This window comes from Pectobacterium sp. A5351, assembly GCF_028335745.1.
Taxonomy (GTDB): Bacteria; Pseudomonadota; Gammaproteobacteria; order Enterobacterales; family Enterobacteriaceae; genus Pectobacterium.
On sequence record NZ_CP116477.1, the window covers coordinates 3,460,632 to 3,480,044 of the forward strand.

A 19,413-nucleotide genomic window follows, 5' to 3' on the forward strand; every position below is an offset into this window, starting at 1 on the left:
TCGGGAATCACACAACGAGTGACCGGAGATCAATTTTATTGATGGTATACTGCTTGCCTTACTACTGTGTCACCATCGCGAGGGAAACGAGATGCCTACTCTGTCTGACGTCAATACGGTAAAACATTTTTTGCTTAGTTTACAGAAAGATATCTGTCAGCAGCTTGCAGCGATCGATGGCGAAGCTGATTTCGCCAAGGATGAATGGCAACGTGCCGAAGGCGGCGGCGGGTGCAGTCGCGTGCTGTCCGGCGGGCGCGTCTTTGAACGCGCTGGCGTAAATTTTTCCCATATCACCGGTAAATCGTTGCCGCCTTCAGCCAGCACTCATCGTCCCGATCTGGCTGGCCGCAGTTTTCAGGCAATGGGCGTGTCGCTGGTGATTCATCCGCTAAGTCCTTACATCCCCACCAGCCATGCCAATGTGCGCCTGTTCATCGCAGAGAAACCGGGAGAAGAACCGGTGTGGTGGTTTGGCGGTGGGTTCGATCTCACGCCCTATTATGGTTTCAAAGAAGACGCGGTGCACTGGCACCAGACCGCTCACGACCTGTGCCAGCCGTTCGGTGACGAGGTATACCCGCGCTATAAAAAGTGGTGCGACGATTACTTCTTCCTGAAGCACCGTAACGAAGCACGCGGTATCGGCGGGCTCTTTTTCGACGATCTCAACGAGCCAGATTTCGCTACCAGCTTTGCCTTCATCCGCGCTGTCGGTAACGGCTTCCTCGACGGCTATCTGCCTATTGTTGAACGGCGTCAAGATTTGCCGTGGGGAGAACGCGAGCGCGAGTTCCAGCTCTATCGCCGCGGCCGCTATGTGGAATTCAACCTGATTTGGGATCGCGGTACGCTGTTTGGCCTGCAAAGCGGCGGACGCACCGAGTCAATCTTGATGTCCATGCCGCCGCTGGTACGCTGGGAATATCAGCACCAGCCAGAACCGGGTAGCCCGGAAGCCCTACTGTATCAAGATTTTTTACCGGCCAGAGACTGGCTGGCAGAAAGTAACACGCAAAACAAGGAAGCATAAGTCATGCAGATTTGGGTCGATGCCGACGCTTGTCCTAACGTCATCAAAGACGTGCTATTTCGCGCGGCAGATCGCACGCAAACACAGGTCACGCTGGTTGCCAACCAGACTATCAAGGTGCCGCCGTCGCGTTTTATCCGCACGCTGCGCGTCTCATCGGGTTTTGATGTCGCCGATAATGAAATTGTACGCCGCACTGAAGCGGGCGATTTGGTGATCACCGCCGATATTCCGCTGGCAGCAGAAGTGATAGAAAAAGGCGGCGCCGCGTTGAACCCGCGCGGCGAACGCTATACGCCGGATACCATTCGGGAACGGCTGAACATGCGGGACTTTATGGACACCATGCGCGCCAGCGGAATACAAACCGGTGGCCCCAGCGCATTAAGCCAGCGGGATCGTCAGCAGTTCGCTAATGAACTGGATAAGTGGTTACAGCAGGCGAAAAAACCGTAACGGTCTGAAGCACTCGCCATCCCGCCGCTTCTGCTTTAGCAGACAAGGCAGAATGGCGATGCATACTTAGCGATAAACTGGCAGTAAATCGAGACTGGAAAGAATGTGTATCAGCGCGGTGCCAATGCCAAATAGCAGCACCAGTGCAACCATCGCATTGCCACCTCGCACGCGGAACAGCGGGCTACCGAAGCGGACGCGCGACGCGCGAGCCAACAGTGCTGGCGTAATCACCGCCCACACCGTAGCCGCCAGCCCGGCAAAACCAATCGCATAAATAAAGCCATTCGGATACAGCAGCCCACCGATAACGGGTGGAAGAAACGTCACCAGTGCCGTTTTCGCTCTTCCCATTCGGCTATCGTCAAACTTCAGCAAATCCGCCAGATAATCGAACAGTCCCAGCGTCACCCCGAGAAACGAACAGGCAACAGCAAAGTTGGAAAAGACGGTGAGCAGCACGTCCAGATAAGGGCTGTTCAGCACCCCACCCAACGCCTGCACCAGAACATCAATATTACCGCCCCGCTCGGCAATCCCGATAAAGTCAGGGCGAGCGATATTGCCCATCGTGCCAATCAGCCAGATGGCATACATCACCAACGCCAGCACGCTGCCAATAAACAAACAGCGCTTGATAATCTGCGGTTCACGACCGTAGTGCTTCACCAAACTAGGAACGTTGCCATGAAAGCCGAAAGACGCGAGACAAAATGGCAGCGTCATCAACACATATGGCAGATAGCTGGGTGACGCTTCCGCCACATTGAATAAAACAACGGGCTTAACGTTCCACAGCAGACTGCCGAACGTCATGAAAAAAGTCAGGACTTTGGCGGCCAGAAAAAATGCGGTCATGCGGCTTACTGCTGCCGTACTCCACCACACGGTCAACGCAACAAACAACGCAAACAGGAAGCCGCCGGTTCGTGCGGAGAAGTCGATCGACATCTCAGCAAGCGAGTGATGGATGATTGAACCACTCGCTGAAATGTAGGCATAAGTCAGGATATAGAGGACGAAGGCAATCGATATGCCATTAACAATATTCCAACGCTTGCCCAGCAGATCTTTAGTCAGCGTATCGAAGCTGGAGCCAACCGGGTAATTAAGGTTGGCTTCCAGTATCATCAACCCCGAGTGGTACATGCAAAACCAGGTAAACACCAACACGGCAAATGACCAGAAAAACCAGGCCCCCGACATCACCACCGGCAGGGAAAACATCCCGGCGCCGATAATCGTTCCTGCAATAATCATCGCCCCACCAAGCAGCGAAGGGAGACGCTTTTCTGTACCGCTTTTTGCTACTGTATTTTCGTTCACTGCACGTGTAGCCATAACCGATAGTCGCTCGTTGGATTTTTGTTAAAATAGACATGAAAAACACGCCTTTATTCTATATTATCTCTGCCATCAATAATGATCACTAACATATTTTTATCGCAACCTCTAACGGTATAAAAAAGGCTTAATTATCTTCATTTGTATAGGAGCTAATCTATATCGATGCGCTTATGCTGCCTTTCGTTGGTTTCGGCGTATTTTTCTCATTTTGATTTGATATTATTTAGCGGATAAATCAAGGTAATTAGATGACATCATGTCAAAGACGGAAAACTTTATTTAATATAAAATATTACATCACTTTCAAACTACTTATCAAAATGGATAAAATAAATTTATAATCTACAGAAATTACTTCCAATGGAAATAATTAGCTTAATCACAACAACCATTCATCATATACACTTCCTGAAAAATTTTAACTAAATTCTTACAAAGACGCCAATAACGATCACTTACAACATTCTCTTTGTAATTTCACAGTAACCTACATCTTATGCTATATAAGAATAAAGGGAAGTCACCTTTCATGGCTGAATTAATAAAACATACATTGCATATCATTTATTCACATAAAACAAAAGGCGTTAACAATGAAGAATATAGATTTTCCTCAGCATGAGGATAGTTTAATTCGGCATATCTGGCTTTCCAACGTACTGACTCCCGTATTATCCGTTTCCCTTGAACTGAACCTGTTTGAATTACTGGCGCTAAAACCATTATCTTTAGACGAGCTATCCACACAATTAGGCCTCAGTAGTGACTCCGCTGAAGCCCTTACCGCCACACTTGGCGGAGCTGGCCTGATACAAAGCAACAATAGTGGTTTTTCTCTGACGCCTGTCAGCAATAGTTATCTATTACGTGATAGCCCATTTTATTGGGGACACATGATCAACTGGTTTAAAGAGGCTCAACTCAGTCATGATAGCCTGATGGAAATACTCAGGCAGCGTAAACCGACAGCAATGGGTGATGGCATTCTGTTGACCACCGGCTGGGAGGAAAACTCAATGAGCAACGAACGAGCCCGAACCATTACTTCCGCAATGCACAGTCACTCATTTCCCATCGCGCTTGGTTTAGCACAACAGCTCACACTGCCGGAAAACTGCCACGTGTTGGATTTAGGCGGAGGATCTGCTTGTTTATCTATTGCATTGGCGACAAAAAATAAATCCGCCACCTTTACCGTTGCGGATCTTCCCACTGTATGTGAAGTCGCGCAGGACTACATTAGCCAGTTCAATATGCAGGAACGCATTGGAACACATGCGCTGGATATGTTTAACCAGCAGTGGCCTGTCGGATATGACGTAATCTTTGCCGCTAATGTTCTTCATGACTGGGATAAAGAACAGTGCCAGTTTTTACTTCAGAATGCCCGACAGTCACTTAAGAAAGGTGGGGAAATTCTGATTTACGAAATGTTAATCGACGAAGATCAGGCTGGTCCTCTCATCGCAGGCATGTTCTCCATCACTATGCTGCATATAACCAAAGGCAAACAGTTCCGCGCTTCAGAACTGGAAACGCTGCTAAAAGAAGCTGGATTTTCAGAACCGCACACTCAACCCATTTACAGTGGCTATTCGCTGACGCGGGCAAGAGCATAACCACATTCATAAAAACCCCGGCTCAGAATCAGCCGGGATGTTTAGATTTAGTCAAGTAAGGCCGTTTACAGCGGCTGAGTTTGTGCTTCTACCACCGCCAGTGCGACCATGTTCACGATCCGGCGTACGGAGGCAATCGGCGTCAGGATGTGTACGGGTTTTGAGATACCCATCAGTACCGGCCCAACGGTCACGCCTTCTGAAGAAGACACGCGCAGCAGGTTATAGCTGATACGTGCAGACTCCATATTCGGCATGATCAGGATGTTAGCCGATCCTTTCAGTGGGCTGTCCGGCATTTGCTCGCGGCGGATCGCTTCCACCAGCGCGGCATCGCCGTGCATTTCGCCGTCAATCTCCAGTTCCGGTGCCAGCTTGTTGACCAGCGCCAGCGTGGCACGCATCTTCTGCGCCGTCGGCGAATCGGAGGTGCCGAAGCTGGAGTGCGACAGCAGCGCGACTTTCGGCTCGATACCAAAACGACGTACGCTTTCTGCCGCCATCAGGGTGATTTCCGCCAGTTGTTCCGGCGTCGGATCGGCATTGACGTAGGTGTCGGCAATGAAGGTATTGCCGCTCGGCAGCATCAGCGCGTTCATCGCGCCCGCCGCCTGCACGCCTTCACGGTAGCCGAACACTTTTTCAACCACGTCGAAATGCTCTTCATAGGTGCCAATCGTGCCGCAAATCAGCGCATCCGCTTCGCCACGGTGAACCATGATGGCTCCGATCAGCGTTGGGTTGCCGATCACCGCGCGTTGTGCTTTTTCCTGCGACACACCACGACGCTTCATCAGTTCGAAATACTCGCTCCAGTATGCTTTAAAGCGCGGATCCGATTCGTTGTTGACCACTTCGAAATCTTTACCGATGGTCAGTTGCAGCCCCAGTTTTTGCAGGCGCATCTCAATGACGCTCGGGCGGCCGATCAGAATCGGGAACGCCAGACCCAGCGTCACCAGCTCCTGCGTAGCGTGCAGCACACGCGCATCTTCACCTTCCGCGAATACCACACGCTTCGGCTGCTGACGCGCCTGTGCGAAGATCGGTTTCATGAACAGGTTGGTTTTGTAGACGAACTGGGTCAGTTTTTCGATATACACATCGAAATCTTCGATCGGACGCGTCGCCACGCCGGAATCCATCGCCGCCTTCGCTACCGCGGGGGCGATCTTGATAATCAAACGCGGATCGAACGGTTTCGGAATCAGATAATCCGGCCCGAATGACAGCTCCTGATCGCCGTAAGCAGAGGCCACCACTTCGCTCTGCTCCGCCAGCGCCAGATCGGCAATCGCGTGCACGCAGGCCAGTTTCATCTCTTCGTTGATCGTGGTCGCGCCCACGTCCAGCGCGCCGCGGAAGATGAACGGGAAGCACAGTACGTTATTCACCTGATTCGGATAGTCCGAACGACCGGTACAGATAATCGCATCCGGGCGCACTTCTTTCGCCAGCGGCGGCAGAATTTCCGGTTCAGGGTTTGCCAATGCCATGATCAGCGGACGCGGTGCCATGGTTTTCACCATATCCTGCGTCAGTACGCCAGGGCCGGAGCAACCAAGGAAGATATCCGCATCAGGGATAACATCGGCCAGTTTGCGCGCGCCGTTATCTTCCACCGCATACGCCGCTTTGGTTTCTTCCATGTTTTCATCACGACCGTGATAAATCACGCCGCGCGAATCACATACGACAATGTTGTGCTTCTGGAGACCCAGCGCCACCAGCAGATTCAGACAGGCGATAGACGCCGCGCCTGCACCGGACACCACCAGACGCACATCAGAAATATTTTTTTCGACTACGCGCAGGCCGTTCAAAACGGCGGCGGTACAGATGATCGCCGTGCCGTGCTGATCGTCGTGGAAGACGGGAATCTTCATGCGCTCACGCAGCTTCTTCTCGATATAAAAGCACTCCGGTGCCTTGATGTCTTCCAGATTGATACCGCCGAACGTCGGCTCCAGCGCGGCGATCACGTCGATCAGCTTGTCTGGATCCTGCTCGTCGACTTCGATATCGAAAACATCAATGCCGGAGAATTTTTTGAACAGAACGCCTTTACCTTCCATCACCGGTTTACCAGCCAGTGCGCCGATATTGCCGAGGCCAAGAACAGCCGTTCCGTTAGAGATCACGGCGACCAGATTGCCGCGCGCGGTGTATTTGTAGGCTGCCAGCGGATCTGCTGCAATTTCCAGACAGGGTGCCGCAACACCAGGAGAATACGCCAACGCCAGATCGCGCTGCGTCGCCAGCGGTTTCGTCGGGGAAACCTGAATTTTTCCGGGGATCGGATACTGGTGGAAATCAAGGGCGCTTTGCTTTAGCTGTTCATCCATTTTATGTACCTTTTCGGTTTTGTTGTGTCTGTAGGGTCGAGAGTACCCAGTATATACCCGTCATACTTCAAGCTGCATGTGCGTTGGCTTCCCTTACTCACCTCAGTCACTTACCTGTGTAAGCTCCTGAGGATTCGCGCAGTTGCCGCCTTCCTGCAACTCGAATTATCTAGGGTATAGTGTTTACCAATGGCTAAACTACCGAGAATGGCAAAAACTGCGGGGGAATGCTGGTTAATATAGTTATTTTATTTGACGGTTTTTCGTTCAGCAGCCGGATACGCGACAGGAAGAAATCGCGCGGTGCAGGCGCACTACGCGATAACCGAGGATGAACGATAAAGCAGATGGGCGATGAGAGACGGTAAGGCGAAACTAGTGTTTGGCGGAGATCAAACTCAACACCGTGCGGGCATTGCTGGCGCTGGTGGCGATCACATCCACAATGCCAGAGCGCAGCGCAGCCAGAATCGCCGTTGCTTTGGTGTTTTCCGAGGCGATCGCGATCACATAAGGGATTTTGCGTAACTGATCGAGACTCAGCCCGATAACCCTATCGTTCATCACCGTATCCACTGGTCGCCCCTGAATATCTAAAAAAGCATAGCCGGCGATATCTCCGACCACGCCCTCATCCTGACGCGCCGTGATGATCTCCTGTGAGGTAAACCAGCCGAGTTGAACCATGAAACTGTTTTCGTTCATGTCACCCAATCCCACCAGCGCAATATCCGCCTTGCTTGCACGTTCAAGTGTTTCATTGATCAAACGGTTTTGCATGAAGGAAGATTTTAGTGCCGAATTTTCAACATAGGCGGGCGCGTACAGCGTTTCGCTCGTGGCATTAAATTTCCGCGCCAGATGACGGCTGATATGGTCAGCATCAATCAGTTCCCCGTCGCGCTGCGTGCCGCCGATGCCACAGATAAACTTGCAGTGTCGTTCTGGAAATACGCCCACGTGACTGGCGACAGCCGCCACGTTGCGCCCCTGCCCGACCGCCACAGACATGCCGTTTTTCAAAATACTGGACAAGTAAGTGGACACCAGCGATGCCACCTGCTGGCGCTGTTCATCCTCATCATGGTGATCGATCGCAATCAGCGCACGCTTGATGCCAAAGCTCTTAATAAACTGTTGTTCAAGCTGAGAGCTAAATACCGGATGATAGCGGACATTAATTTCAACAATCCCTTCCGCCCGCGCCCGCTTTAACAAACGTCCAACCTTGATACGCGAGATACCAAAGCGGCTGGCAATCTCTTCCTGCGTTTGTTGATTTTCATAATACGCGACGGCTATTTCCGTTAGTAATTCACTGTCTGAATCAAATTCACTCATGGCTTAACCCATTTTGGTTTCGCTTAGGGTCAATCACTCACCCTGTTCATTCAACAATGCTGAAACACGGCGCACCAGTTGGCAGAAATTCTCCGCATCCCATGCAGACCTGCCAATAAATAACCCGTCAATATCGGCGCATTGAATAAGTTCGACCGTATTATGCGGATTCACGCTGCCGCCGTACAGAAGCGTCATACGAGAGGCAGTGTCTTCGCCATAAAGGACAACCAGCGCCTGACGCAAAGCAGCGTGAATCGCTTGCGCTTCCTGTGCGGAGGCTGGCGTTCCCCCTTCGCCGATGGCCCAGACAGGTTCATACGCAATGATGACCTGTTCCGCCTGCTGCGCGTGTAACCCCGCAAGCGCAATTTTCATTTGTCGAATGACGGTTTCTTTGGATACACCCCACGCTTTCTCTTGCGCACTGTCGCCCACACAAACCAGCGGACGCAGTTGATAACGCAGCGCGGCCTGCACTTTTTTCTGAATATCCGCATCGTTTTCCGCAAAGTGCTGCCGCCGCTCGGAATGCCCCAGCTCGACCAGCGATGCGCCGCAATCACTGACCATCAACGGAGAAACCTCTCCCGTCCACGCGCCGTTGTCAGCATAGTGCATGTTCTGCGCCCCTGTCAGGCAATTCACCTTGTGCGCAGACAGGTAGTCGGTCACCTCCCTTATCAACGTAAAAGCGGGGATGACAAAAGGCTGAATACCTGCGCCAGCCGCATCGTTAAGCTGTCTGGATAACACCGTGCAGTAATCCACCGCGTCCTGCCGGGTCTTATTCATTTTCCAGCTCGTCCCTATCATCACCTTTTTCATGTCATCTCCATCGCTTACACAGGGGCTTTCGTTCTATCGTAACAAAAGCGCATCTAACAAACTTATATTCACTCTACAAACAAATGTTCGATCACTAAAACGGATAAAAAAGAAATCAATTGTGGTTAATGTGATCGAATTCAAAGCTATTTCTCAATTAAACCGTAAAATCCCATAAAACAAAAGTTCAATACATGAACATATGAACAAAACCACTTCGGTTTACGATAAAAAAGGGGAAATTATGTCGACCGCAAAAAAACCTGTTGTTGCTCTGACCATCGGCGATCCAGCAGGGATTGGCCCTGAGATTTCCATTGCCACCATGATGGATAAAGAGGTGTATGAAGAGTGTCGTCCTTTCCTGATTGGTTCAGTACCGATCGTCCGTCGCGCGATGGCCATCAAAAACTGTGATTTTTCGATCAACGTCATTACCTCTCCCGCCGAAGCCAAATTCACCTGGGGTACGTTAGATATTCTGGAAACCGGCAACTACGATTGCGATAGCATCGAATGGGGCAAGGTCCAACCGCTGGCCGGAAAGATGTCCCTTGATTACGTCATGAAATCCATTGAGTTGGGCATGGCTGGCGACATTGATGTGGTTTCCACTGCGCCGATCCACAAAGAAGCGATCAAACTCGCAGGCTGTAAACTACCGGGGCATACCGAAATTTATCAGGTTGAAACCGGTTCGGATTACGGCCTGACGATGTTCCATGTGCAAAAACTGCGGGTATTTTTCGTCAGCCGCCATATCGCACTGAAAGAAGCCTGCGACTATGCGAATAAAGAACGTGTTCTCGCCTGTGTACAGCAAATCCACCATGAATTCACCGCGCTGAATATTAACAATCCACGTATCGCCGTCGCCGCGCTCAACCCGCACGCCTCGGATAACGGCCTGTTTGGTCATGAAGAGAAAGACAACCTGATTCCTGCCGTCAAAGCCGCTCAGGAAATGGGCATCAACGCGATAGGCCCGATTCCTGCCGATTCTGTTTTCCACCTTGGAAAACAAGGGCATTACGACGCCATTTTGTCGCTCTATCACGATCAGGGGCATATCGCTTGCAAAACGCTCGACTTCGAGCGCTCCATCACCATCACTTTTGGTCTGCCATTTATGCGTAGTTCTGTCGACCACGGCACCGCTTTCGATATTGCGGGAACGGGCAAAGCAGGCACGGTCAGTATGCTGGAATCAACGCTGGTCGCCGCACGCTACTGGAAGATGAAGCACTAATGCCGATTTCAGACCACCGGGGGAGAACACATCATGACGCGCTATTTGGAAATAATCAGGGGCGGCAAAGGCTGGGGCGGGCCGCTGCTCGTTAATGTCGCACCAGGGAAAAAGATTGCCTACATCACCGGGGGGATTCGCCCCACCGTAGTCGATCGGTTGATGGAACTCACCGGCTGGGAAGCCGTGGATGTTTTCAAACACGGCGAACCCGATGAACAGGAGATCGGTTTAGTGGTCATCGACTGCGGCGGCACGCTGCGCTGCGGCCTGTATCCCAAACGGGGGATCCCGACGATCAACCTTCACCCGACCGCAAAAACCGGCCCGCTGGCGGAATACATTCGGGAAGAGATTTATGTTTCCGATGTCACGCCAGCCGGAATTCGGTTACGGGCAGAGGGGAAACAAGGAGATAAACTCGGCATTGTGGCTGACGACCTCACGGGCGCGACGACGATTGGCGTCCTGCTGGCGCGCAGCGGTATGAAAACCGCCGCTTTTTTTAACACCGCCTCGTTCAGCGACTGTGAGTCAGACTGGCAGGCCATGGTGATCAGCAGCGATAGCCGTCCCCTGCCTAAAGCCGAAGCGAAAAATCGGGTAAGGAATGCGACCCAGGCCCTACTGGAACGCGGCGCGGTGTATTTCACTAAGCGGGTTGATACCACACTGCGCGGCGGTATTGGCTACGAAATTGATGCCATGCTGGAAGTGCTGCCGCAGGAAACCGTCGCGGTGGTGGTGCCTGCTATGCCACAGTCGCGCCGTATTGTGGTCGGCGGCTACTCGGTGATTGACTCCGTCGCCCTCTCCTGCACCGATGTCGCGAAAGACGTTCGTACGCCAGTAACGGAAACCTTTGTGCCTGGGTTGCTTAGTGAGCAAACGCATCATCAGGTGAAACATATTCCCCTGTCTTGCGTGTTAAAAGGCTATCACGCCATCAGCGATGCGCTGGTTCAGCAGCAGCGGGAAGGCGCGCGCGTCATAGTCGTGGATGCCATTTCACTGGCCGATGTGGAAAATATTGCTCGCGCGGTCACCAAGCTGAACTGGAATGTGCTGGCCGTTGATCCCGGTCCTTTCACCGAGCGTTTGGCCTTTACCCGTGAAATGATCCGCGATGAGGAACGTAAAGAGAAAGCGCTCATCCCGCAGGAGCAACAGCAGGGTTCTATCATCGTCGTCGCAGGCAGCGCCACGCCGGTCACCAAAAAGCAGCTTACCGCACTCATTGAAACCGACCCGCGCGTTTGCCACATTCCCATTGATGCCGAGTTACTGATTGATAAAGAGCACTCGGCGGATATAGAAGTAGCAAGAGTGGTCAGGCAGGCGCTGGAGTGCGTGAAAACCCACGCCAATGCCATCTTCGTTTTTGAATCCGCATTAACGGGTCGCCTGCTCGATCTCACCGTGGAAGAACAGCGCTTTGGACTAGCGCACGGTCAGGCGGCGGAAAATATCAATCAGGGTTTGGGAAATATCGTCAAAACGGTACTTGATGCCGCAGCCTCAGAGATTAAAGGGCTGTACATGACGGGTGGAGACACCATGGTCAACGTGCTCAAACAGCTCGGCGCTAACGGTATTGAAATGGTGGATTACGTTATTCCTCAAACCGATCTGGTCAAAATTATTGGCGGTGAGTATGAAGGGCTAATTTGTGTCGGGAAAGGCGGCCTGACCGGACCAGAGGATATTATCCACACCATTATTCATCATATTCACCGGGAAACGCTGCAATAAATAAACAGCAGTAAAAGCAAAAAAAAGAAAGTCGATATAAAAAACCAATCCGACGTATTGCATAGGTCTGATGAACAGGCCTGGATGTTGCTCTACCCTACAAGAGAGAAACACCATGAAAAATATAAATATTCTGGAAAAAATGAATAAAGTCCCAGGCGGACTGATCATTATCCCCCTGCTGGCGGCGATACTGATGAATACCTTTACGCCGTCGCTCTTGCAAATAGGCGGCCCCACAACGGCATTATTTAAAGCAGGCTCTAGCGCCATGATGGGAATATTCCTTCTCATCTGCGGCTCTTCCATTAATATTCGTCAGGCGGGTCTCCCGCTCTATAAAGGCACGATTCTCCTGATGCTGAAATTCAGTGCAGGTGCGCTGGCGGTATGGTTGATGGGCACTTTTTTTGGGCCTGCCGGTTTCTTCGGGATTTCAACGCTGGCGTTTATTGCCTGTATCACCAGCTCAAACAGCTCGCTGTATATTGCGTTATGTAGCAACTACGGTGATGCCAGCGATGCGGGCGCTATCTCCGTTTTCTGTATTAAAGACGGCCCCTTCGTCACGATGGTGGTGCTTGGCGTAAGCGGTTTAGCCAATATACCGTTTGCTGCCCTGCTCTCCATGCTTATCCCGCTACTCATCGGCATGCTGTGGGGCAACCTTGACGAGAAATTCAAACAGCTTTGTGCCGCGTCACAGCCGCTGGTCATTATTATCATGTCCTTCGCTATCGGCGCGAATTCCAGTATGCACACCGTCTTTACTGCGGGTTTATCCGGCATTGTTCTGGGCATCATTTCCGCCATAACCGGACTGGTTTTCTACTTCCTGTACAACCTCTTTCTGAAACGAAAAACGGCGCTGGGTGCCGCGCTGGGTACCACCGCAGCCAGCTCGGCTCTCACCCCAGCCATGGTGGCACAGGCGGATCCCAGCCTTCAGGTCTTTGTTGACTCCGCCACGGCGCAGTTGGCAACAGCCAGCATTATTACCATGCTCACCGCGCCCGTGCTCGTCGCCTGGTTTGATAATCGGCTGAAGAAAAAAGGCATTATTCCATCGGACGAAGAAAATAATGCGCGACAGGCTGAACCATCCCATGCACTCCATACACAAGCCGATAAGCAAAAATAAGGGAAAGAAAAATGAGGCGAATTATCTGGCAGGCGGCAATAAGCTCGGTGGGAGAAAGTGCCGCATTATTTCTGGCTGAGCAACGCCTCATTCTTTTCAGCGACAATGCGCCTAAAGACATCAGGGAATATTGCATTACCCACCATGATGGCGAGTTAATTAAACCGCTTTCTGTTCATCATAAAATGGAATTATTTGGCATCACGTATTCGATTAGCGCAATTGGTGATGTTGCAAACAAAAACCTGAAAGAACTGGGACACATTACGCTGTTATTTGATGGAGCAGAAAAGGCAGAACTCCCCGGCACCCTTCATCTGACAGGGCAGATACCCAAGGCCCTATCAGCGCAAGGAAAGATTACGTTCTTCGAAGAGTAATAAATAATTCGGTTATTAATATCACACGCTTTTTAATAACAAACTTTTAAATATCACTGTTTTAATAAAACGTAAGGACAATCACCATGAAACCAATCGCTATTGGCGCCGATGATGCCGCCTGGAGTTTACGCGATATTCTCACCCGTTATCTGGATTCGCTCTCTATTCCCTGGGTCGACTTTAGCAGCGACAAAAATCAGGACAACACCATCTACCCCGACGTCGCACATGCGGTCGCGGTGTCGATTAAAGCGGGAACACACGAACGTGGGATCCTGCTGTGCGGCACCGGCATCGGTATGAGCATTGTGGCAAATAAGGTCACTGGCGTACGTGCAGCACAGTGCCATGACACCTATTCCGCTCAGCGGGCCAGAAAAAGCAACAACGCGCAGATTATCGCGCTTGGCGCGCGAGTCATTGGCCCCGAGCTGGCAAAAGAGATTGTCGGTGCCTGGCTGGATGCCGAATTTGAAGGCGGCGGCTCTGCATCGAAGGTTGAAAAAATCGGCTATTACGAGCATCAGGAAAGCGCCCGTTAAGCAGCGCTGGCGGCGGCGTTCGTACAACCACGCCGCGTATGTCCCTCTTCGCAACGTCTTTTCCAATGACAGTAATCAGAAAAAGCGCATGTCATTCTGCCCACCCATCGTGCAGTGTGGCATAGCGCGACGGACACGATTCCGCTCATTGTCTTTTTTGCTATACCAAGGAGCTCACTTATGAACCAACTCGACGCCCTTAAACAATTTACCGTGGTGGTCGCCGATAGCGGCGATATCGACTCCATTCGTCAATTTTCACCGCAAGATGCCACCACAAACCCTTCCCTAATTCTGAAAGCCGCTACTCTGCCGCAGTATCAGCCGCTGTTTGATGACGCGATTGCCTATGCGAATCAGCAAGGCGGTAGCTCGGAAACGCGGCTCATCAACGCCAGCGACCGACTGGCAGTAAACATTGGAGCGGAAGTGCTGAAAAGCATTCCAGGGCGTATCTCCACCGAAGTGGATGCCCGCCTCTCATTCGATCGCGGTATGTGCGTGGCCAAAGCGCGCAAATTGATCGGAATGTATCAGGAAAAAGACATTCCACGTTCCCGCATTCTGATTAAACTCGCCGCCACCTGGGAAGGCATTCGCGCCGCCGAGGAACTGGAAAAAGAGGGGATCAACTGCAACCTGACGCTGTTGTTCTCGTTTGCGCAGGCACGCGCCTGTGCCGAAGCGGGTGTCTTTCTGATCTCCCCGTTTGTAGGCCGAATTTATGACTGGTATCAGGAAAGACAACCCACCAACGACTATCAGGCCGAGAACGATCCCGGCGTGATCTCCGTGCGTAATATCTATGACTATTACAAACGCCACCGCTACCAAACCGTGATCATGGGTGCCAGCTTCCGCAAAGTGGAGCAGATTTTGGCGCTGGCGGGATGCGATCGCCTGACGATCTCTCCTGCGCTGTTGGATCAGCTGAAAAACAGCGATGCACCCGTTGAACGCCAGCTGACACCATCAACTGAAGCGTTCCATCATCCTTCGCCGCTGTCTGAAGCTGAGTTCCGCTGGGAGCACCATCAGGATCCCATGGCCGTCGATAAACTGGCGGAAGGCATTCGTCTGTTCGCTGCCGATCAACAAAAGCTGGAAACGCTGCTGGCAGCCAAACTGTAATTTCTGGAGTCAAGCATGTCCTCTCGTAAAGAACTTGCCAATGCTATCCGCGCGCTGAGCATGGATGGGGTGCAGAAAGCCAAATCCGGTCACCCGGGCGCACCGATGGGCATGGCCGATATCGCCGAAGTGCTGTGGCGCGATTACCTCAACCATAATCCGGCCAACCCCAACTGGGCAAACCGCGACCGCTTCGTGCTGTCCAACGGCCACGCGTCCATGCTGATTTACAGCCTGCTGCATCTCTCCGGCTACGACCTGCCGATTGAAGAACTGAAAAACTTCCGCCAGCTGCATTCCAAAACGCCGGGTCACCCTGAATACGGCTACACCGCCGGCGTCGAAACCACCACCGGCCCGCTGGGTCAGGGGATTGCCAACGCGGTGGGTATGGCGATTGCCGAGCGCACGCTGGCGGCGCAGTTCAACCGTCCGGGCCACGAGATTGTCGACCATCACACCTACGCCTTCCTGGGTGACGGCTGCATGATGGAAGGGATTTCCCACGAAGTCTGCTCGCTGGCCGGCACCATGAAGCTCGGCAAGCTGACCGCGTTTTATGATGACAACGGCATCTCCATCGACGGCCACGTTGAAGGCTGGTTTACCGACGATACCGCTGCCCGTTTTGAAGCCTACGGCTGGCACGTAGTACGTGGCGTGGACGGTCACGATGCGGACGCCATCAAGCGTGCCATCGGCGAAGCCCAGCTTGTCACTGACAAGCCGTCGCTGCTGATGTGCAAAACCGTGATTGGCTTCGGTTCACCGAACAAGGCCGGTACGCACGATTCCCACGGCGCCCCGCTGGGTGATGCCGAAGTCGCCGCCTCCCGCGAACAGCTGGGCTGGGCATATGCACCGTTTGAGATCCCTGCTGATATCTATGCAGTCTGGGACGCCAAACCGGCCGGTCAGCGTAAGGAAGCGGCCTGGGATGAGGCGTTTGCCGCCTACGCCAGCGCCTACCCGGAACTGGCTGCCGAGTTCAAACGCCGCACCGGCGGTGAGTTGCCGGCCAACTGGCAGGCGGACGCCCAGAAGTTTATCGACGACTTGCAGGCCAATCCGGCGAAAATCGCCAGCCGCAAAGCCTCACAGAACGCGCTGGAAGCCTACGGCAAACTGCTGCCGGAATTCCTGGGCGGCTCTGCCGACCTGGCACCGAGCAACCTGACCATCTGGTCCGGCTCGGTCTCGCTGGATAAAGACCACGCGGGTAACTACATCCATTACGGCGTGCGCGAATTCGGCATGACGGCGATTGCCAACGGGATTGCACTGCACGGCGGCTTTGTGCCGTACACCGCGACCTTCCTGATGTTTGTGGAATATGCCCGTAACGCCGTGCGCATGGCCGCGCTGATGAAAATCCGCAGCATCTACGTTTACACCCACGACTCCATCGGTCTGGGTGAAGACGGCCCGACGCACCAGCCGGTTGAACAGCTGGCGAGCCTGCGCGTGACGCCGAACATGAGCAACTGGCGTCCGGCGGATCAGGTGGAAACCGCAGTGGCGTGGAAATACGCCATTGAGCGTCAGGACGGTCCGACATCGCTCATCCTGTCCCGTCAAAATCTGGCGCAGCAGCCCCGTACCGCGGAGCAACTGGCGAACGTGGCGAAAGGCGGTTACGTGCTGAAAGACAGCGACGGCCAGCCGGAGCTGATCCTGATTGCGACCGGCTCTGAAGTCGAGCTGGCTGTCGGTGCGTATGACAAGCTGACTGCCGCAGGCCGCAAGGTGCGCGTGGTGTCGATGCCGTCAACGGATGCGTTTGACAAGCAGGATGCAGCCTACCGTGAAGCGGTGCTGCCGAAAGCAGTATCGGCGCGTGTGGCGATTGAAGCGGGTATCGCAGACTACTGGTTCAAGTACGTGGGCCTGAACGGCGCGATTGTGGGGATGACAAGCTTCGGCGAATCGGCTCCGGCTGAGCAACTGTTTGAAACCTTCGGCTTCACCGTGGACAACGTGGTGGAAAAAGCGCAGGCGCTGCTGAAGTAACGCTCTGTGGCAACGCAATAAGACTGCGATGTCGTACACAAAAGGATCGCAAAAGGCAACATTGTTTGTGATCCAGATCAATTAATTCACCTGAGTACATTGCATAGCGCCAGCGCGGCATGCTGATATTACGGTGCAACACCACACGTTGCACCAGCCTATTTTTATCGCGGCGTGCTACTGCTACGGCAGGCAAGACCAAAGTAAAAATGCATTTCCTCTTTTTAAGAGGCGCATTTTTATTTTGGTCTTTTTTTTTTGGCCTAATTGGCGTCAACACAGGGTAAAACTATGGATCATCAAAAAATGAATTATCAAAAACTTGGAGTCGACATACTCGCGTTGAGCGGTGGTAAGCAGAACGTCAGCAAGCTGACCCACTGCGCCACCCGTTTGCGTTTTGAGTTCAACGACAACCATGCCGTACAGGCAGAAGCAATTGCTAAACTTCCCGGCGTTATTAGCGTGGTCGATCGCGGCGGCCAGTTTCAGGTGGTGATCGGCAACGACGTTCAAATCACCTATCGGGCGATTTTGAATGAAATTGGCGAAATGAACAGCCAGCGCAATGCCGACAACAAGCAGCAGGAGAAAAAAGGGGGCATTTTTACGCAAATCATCAGCGTGATCTCCACCACCTTTACTCCCGTTATCCCGGCGATTACTGGCGCAGGGATGATTAAAGCGCTGTTGGCGATCCTCAAGCTGGCAGGGTTAATTTCCGCTGACAGCACGACTTATCGCCTGCTGGACACCATCTCCGATGCGGCCTTCTTCTTCCTGCCTGTGCTGCTGGCCTACGGAGCCTCCATCAAGTTCGCCTGTAACCCCATTCTGGCGATGACGATTGCTGGCGCATTGCTGCACCCCAATCTGGCTCAGCTACTGGCCTCAGGTGGCCCGATCAGCTTTATCGGCATTCCGGTACGGCTGGCGGACTATGCCGGCTCGGTGTTACCGATCATTCTTACCGTATGGATCATGTCTTACATTGAGCAATTCGCCGAAAAGATCTCGCCATCGATGATCAAGTTTTTCACCAAGCCGATGATCGTGCTGCTGTTTACCGCACCGCTGGCGCTAGTGGTGATTGGGCCTTTCGGTATTTTCCTCAACGATCTGGTCGCCAGCGGCGCTGCCATCATTGACGGCAAGGCAAGCTGGTTAATCCCGATGCTGATGGGTGGCCTGCAACCGTTCCTGGTGATCACCGGTACGGCCTGGGCGATGACGCCGATTGCCACCTCGCAGCTTACCCGTAACGGCTTCGAGATGATCAACGGGCCCGGCATGCTGGCCTCCAACATTGCTCAGGGTGCCGCCACACTGTGTGTCGCGTTTAAAACCAAGAACAAGAATCTGAAACAGTTGGCTTCTTCGGCAGGCTTCACCGCGCTGCTGGGTATCACCGAGCCTTCCCTGTACGGGGTGACGCTGAAACTGAAGAAACCGCTGATTGCCGCCATGATCGGCGGGGGCTGTGCAGGGATCTATGCCGGGCTGTCCGGGCTGGTTCGCTATGCCTTCGTCTCTCCAGGGCTGGCTGCTCTGCCTGCCTTCATTGGTGAAAACCCGATGAACATCGTCCATGCCTTGATCACCTGCGCCATCGCGATTGTCGTCACGTTTGCTCTCACCTGGATCATGGGATTCGACGATCCGGTGGATGAAACTGACGCTGTTCAAACCGACTCGGCTCAGGCAGACCAACGCCACACAGCACCAGCAGTCGATACCGCAGAAAAACACGCAGAACCACAAACTATCCTCAGCCCGCTGTCCGGCAAGCTGGTCGCGCTGAATGACATCAACGATGACGTATTCTCACAGGGATTACTGGGACAAGGTGTGGCGATTATTCCTGACAACGGTGAAGTGGTCGCGCCCGTCAGTGGCGAAATCATCACGTTCCTTGAATCTAAACACGCCGTCGGCATCCGCGCTGACAGTGGTCTGGAATTACTGATTCATGTCGGCCTCGATACGGTGAATCTCAACGGCAAACACTTTACCGGCTATGTGCAACCGGGTGACAGAGTTAGCGCGGGAGACAGGTTGATCAGCTTCGATCTCAATGAAATCACGCGGTTGGGCTATGACCCAATTACGCCCGTCGTGATCATCAACAGCGATGACTACGCCAGCGTCGTCTGTACCGCACCACAGCCGATCGCCCCGATGGACACCATCATTAACGTGAAGGTCTAACGTTCCCTAAAAGCATTGGGTGCCCTGC

At 52.9% G+C, this 19,413-nt stretch carries 15 protein-coding genes; 11 read left to right on the forward strand and 4 right to left on the reverse strand.

The features are described 5' to 3' along the window. Positions 1-100: 100 nt before the first annotated feature. Together hemF and O1Q74_RS16000 are read left to right on the forward strand one after the other, a co-directional pair. Entirely contained in the window at positions 101-1,033 is a 933-nt protein-coding gene (gene hemF, locus O1Q74_RS15995; protein ID WP_271878962.1) for an oxygen-dependent coproporphyrinogen oxidase, read from the forward strand. 3 nt (positions 1,034-1,036) lie between these two features. Continuing rightward, entirely contained in the window at positions 1,037-1,489 is a 453-nt protein-coding gene (locus tag O1Q74_RS16000) for a YaiI/YqxD family protein (protein ID WP_263058819.1), read from the forward strand. Positions 1,490-1,555: 66 nt separating this feature from the next. Here O1Q74_RS16000 and mtr read toward each other — a convergent pair whose 3' ends face one another. Continuing rightward, positions 1,556-2,830 carry a tryptophan permease gene (gene mtr / locus O1Q74_RS16005; RefSeq protein WP_271874607.1) on the reverse strand — a complete coding sequence of 425 codons (1,275 nt, stop codon included), beginning with the start codon at positions 2,828-2,830 and terminating at the stop codon, positions 1,556-1,558. 599 nt (positions 2,831-3,429) lie between these two features. Here mtr and O1Q74_RS16010 point away from each other — a divergent pair. Then, a complete protein-coding gene (locus O1Q74_RS16010; RefSeq protein ID WP_271874608.1) occupies positions 3,430-4,455 on the forward strand; it encodes a methyltransferase in 1,026 nt (341 codons plus the stop codon). Positions 4,456-4,520: 65 nt separating this feature from the next. Here the strand turns inward: O1Q74_RS16010 and maeB are convergent, their stop codons facing one another. The 3 genes from maeB to O1Q74_RS16025 form a co-directional block, all read right to left on the reverse strand. Next, positions 4,521-6,800: an NADP-dependent oxaloacetate-decarboxylating malate dehydrogenase gene (gene maeB, locus O1Q74_RS16015; protein ID WP_271874609.1), complete on the reverse strand. Its 2,280-nt coding sequence runs from the start codon at positions 6,798-6,800 to the stop codon at positions 4,521-4,523. Positions 6,801-7,175: 375 nt separating this feature from the next. Then, complete coding sequence (locus O1Q74_RS16020) at positions 7,176-8,141, reverse strand: sugar-binding transcriptional regulator (protein WP_039548418.1); 966 nt, start codon at positions 8,139-8,141, stop codon at positions 7,176-7,178. A 33-nt stretch (positions 8,142-8,174) separates the two neighbouring features. Further along, positions 8,175-8,969: a triose-phosphate isomerase gene (locus tag O1Q74_RS16025; protein WP_271874610.1), complete on the reverse strand. Its 795-nt coding sequence runs from the start codon at positions 8,967-8,969 to the stop codon at positions 8,175-8,177. A gap of 244 nt (positions 8,970-9,213) precedes the next feature. Between O1Q74_RS16025 and pdxA the strand changes: the two genes are divergently transcribed. The 8 genes from pdxA (at position 9,214) to O1Q74_RS16065 (ending at position 19,385) form a co-directional block, all read left to right on the forward strand. Next, on the forward strand, positions 9,214-10,218 hold the full coding sequence (gene pdxA / locus O1Q74_RS16030; RefSeq protein ID WP_271874611.1) for a 4-hydroxythreonine-4-phosphate dehydrogenase PdxA: 1,005 nt from the start codon (positions 9,214-9,216) through the stop codon (positions 10,216-10,218). A gap of 33 nt (positions 10,219-10,251) precedes the next feature. Beyond that, positions 10,252-11,970: a four-carbon acid sugar kinase family protein gene (locus tag O1Q74_RS16035; RefSeq protein WP_271874612.1), complete on the forward strand. Its 1,719-nt coding sequence runs from the start codon at positions 10,252-10,254 to the stop codon at positions 11,968-11,970. A gap of 115 nt (positions 11,971-12,085) precedes the next feature. After that, a complete protein-coding gene (locus tag O1Q74_RS16040) occupies positions 12,086-13,111 on the forward strand; it encodes a 2-keto-3-deoxygluconate permease (protein ID WP_271874613.1) in 1,026 nt (341 codons plus the stop codon). A gap of 11 nt (positions 13,112-13,122) precedes the next feature. Beyond that, positions 13,123-13,491 carry a PTS glucitol/sorbitol transporter subunit IIA gene (locus O1Q74_RS16045; RefSeq protein WP_271874614.1) on the forward strand — a complete coding sequence of 123 codons (369 nt, stop codon included), beginning with the start codon at positions 13,123-13,125 and terminating at the stop codon, positions 13,489-13,491. 86 nt (positions 13,492-13,577) lie between these two features. Beyond that, positions 13,578-14,036 (forward strand): RpiB/LacA/LacB family sugar-phosphate isomerase, encoded by a 459-nt coding sequence (locus O1Q74_RS16050; RefSeq protein ID WP_271874615.1) that lies wholly within the window; start codon positions 13,578-13,580, stop codon positions 14,034-14,036. A 180-nt stretch (positions 14,037-14,216) separates the two neighbouring features. Continuing rightward, positions 14,217-15,167, forward strand: coding sequence for a transaldolase (tal, locus tag O1Q74_RS16055; RefSeq protein ID WP_271874616.1), 951 nt, complete (start codon positions 14,217-14,219; stop codon positions 15,165-15,167). 15 nt (positions 15,168-15,182) lie between these two features. Further along, positions 15,183-17,177: a transketolase gene (tkt, locus tag O1Q74_RS16060; RefSeq protein ID WP_271874617.1), complete on the forward strand. Its 1,995-nt coding sequence runs from the start codon at positions 15,183-15,185 to the stop codon at positions 17,175-17,177. Between the two features lie 306 nt (positions 17,178-17,483). After that, positions 17,484-19,385, forward strand: a complete 1,902-nt coding sequence (locus O1Q74_RS16065; protein WP_271878964.1) for a beta-glucoside-specific PTS transporter subunit IIABC — start codon at positions 17,484-17,486, stop codon at positions 19,383-19,385. Positions 19,386-19,413: the final 28 nt, after the last annotated feature.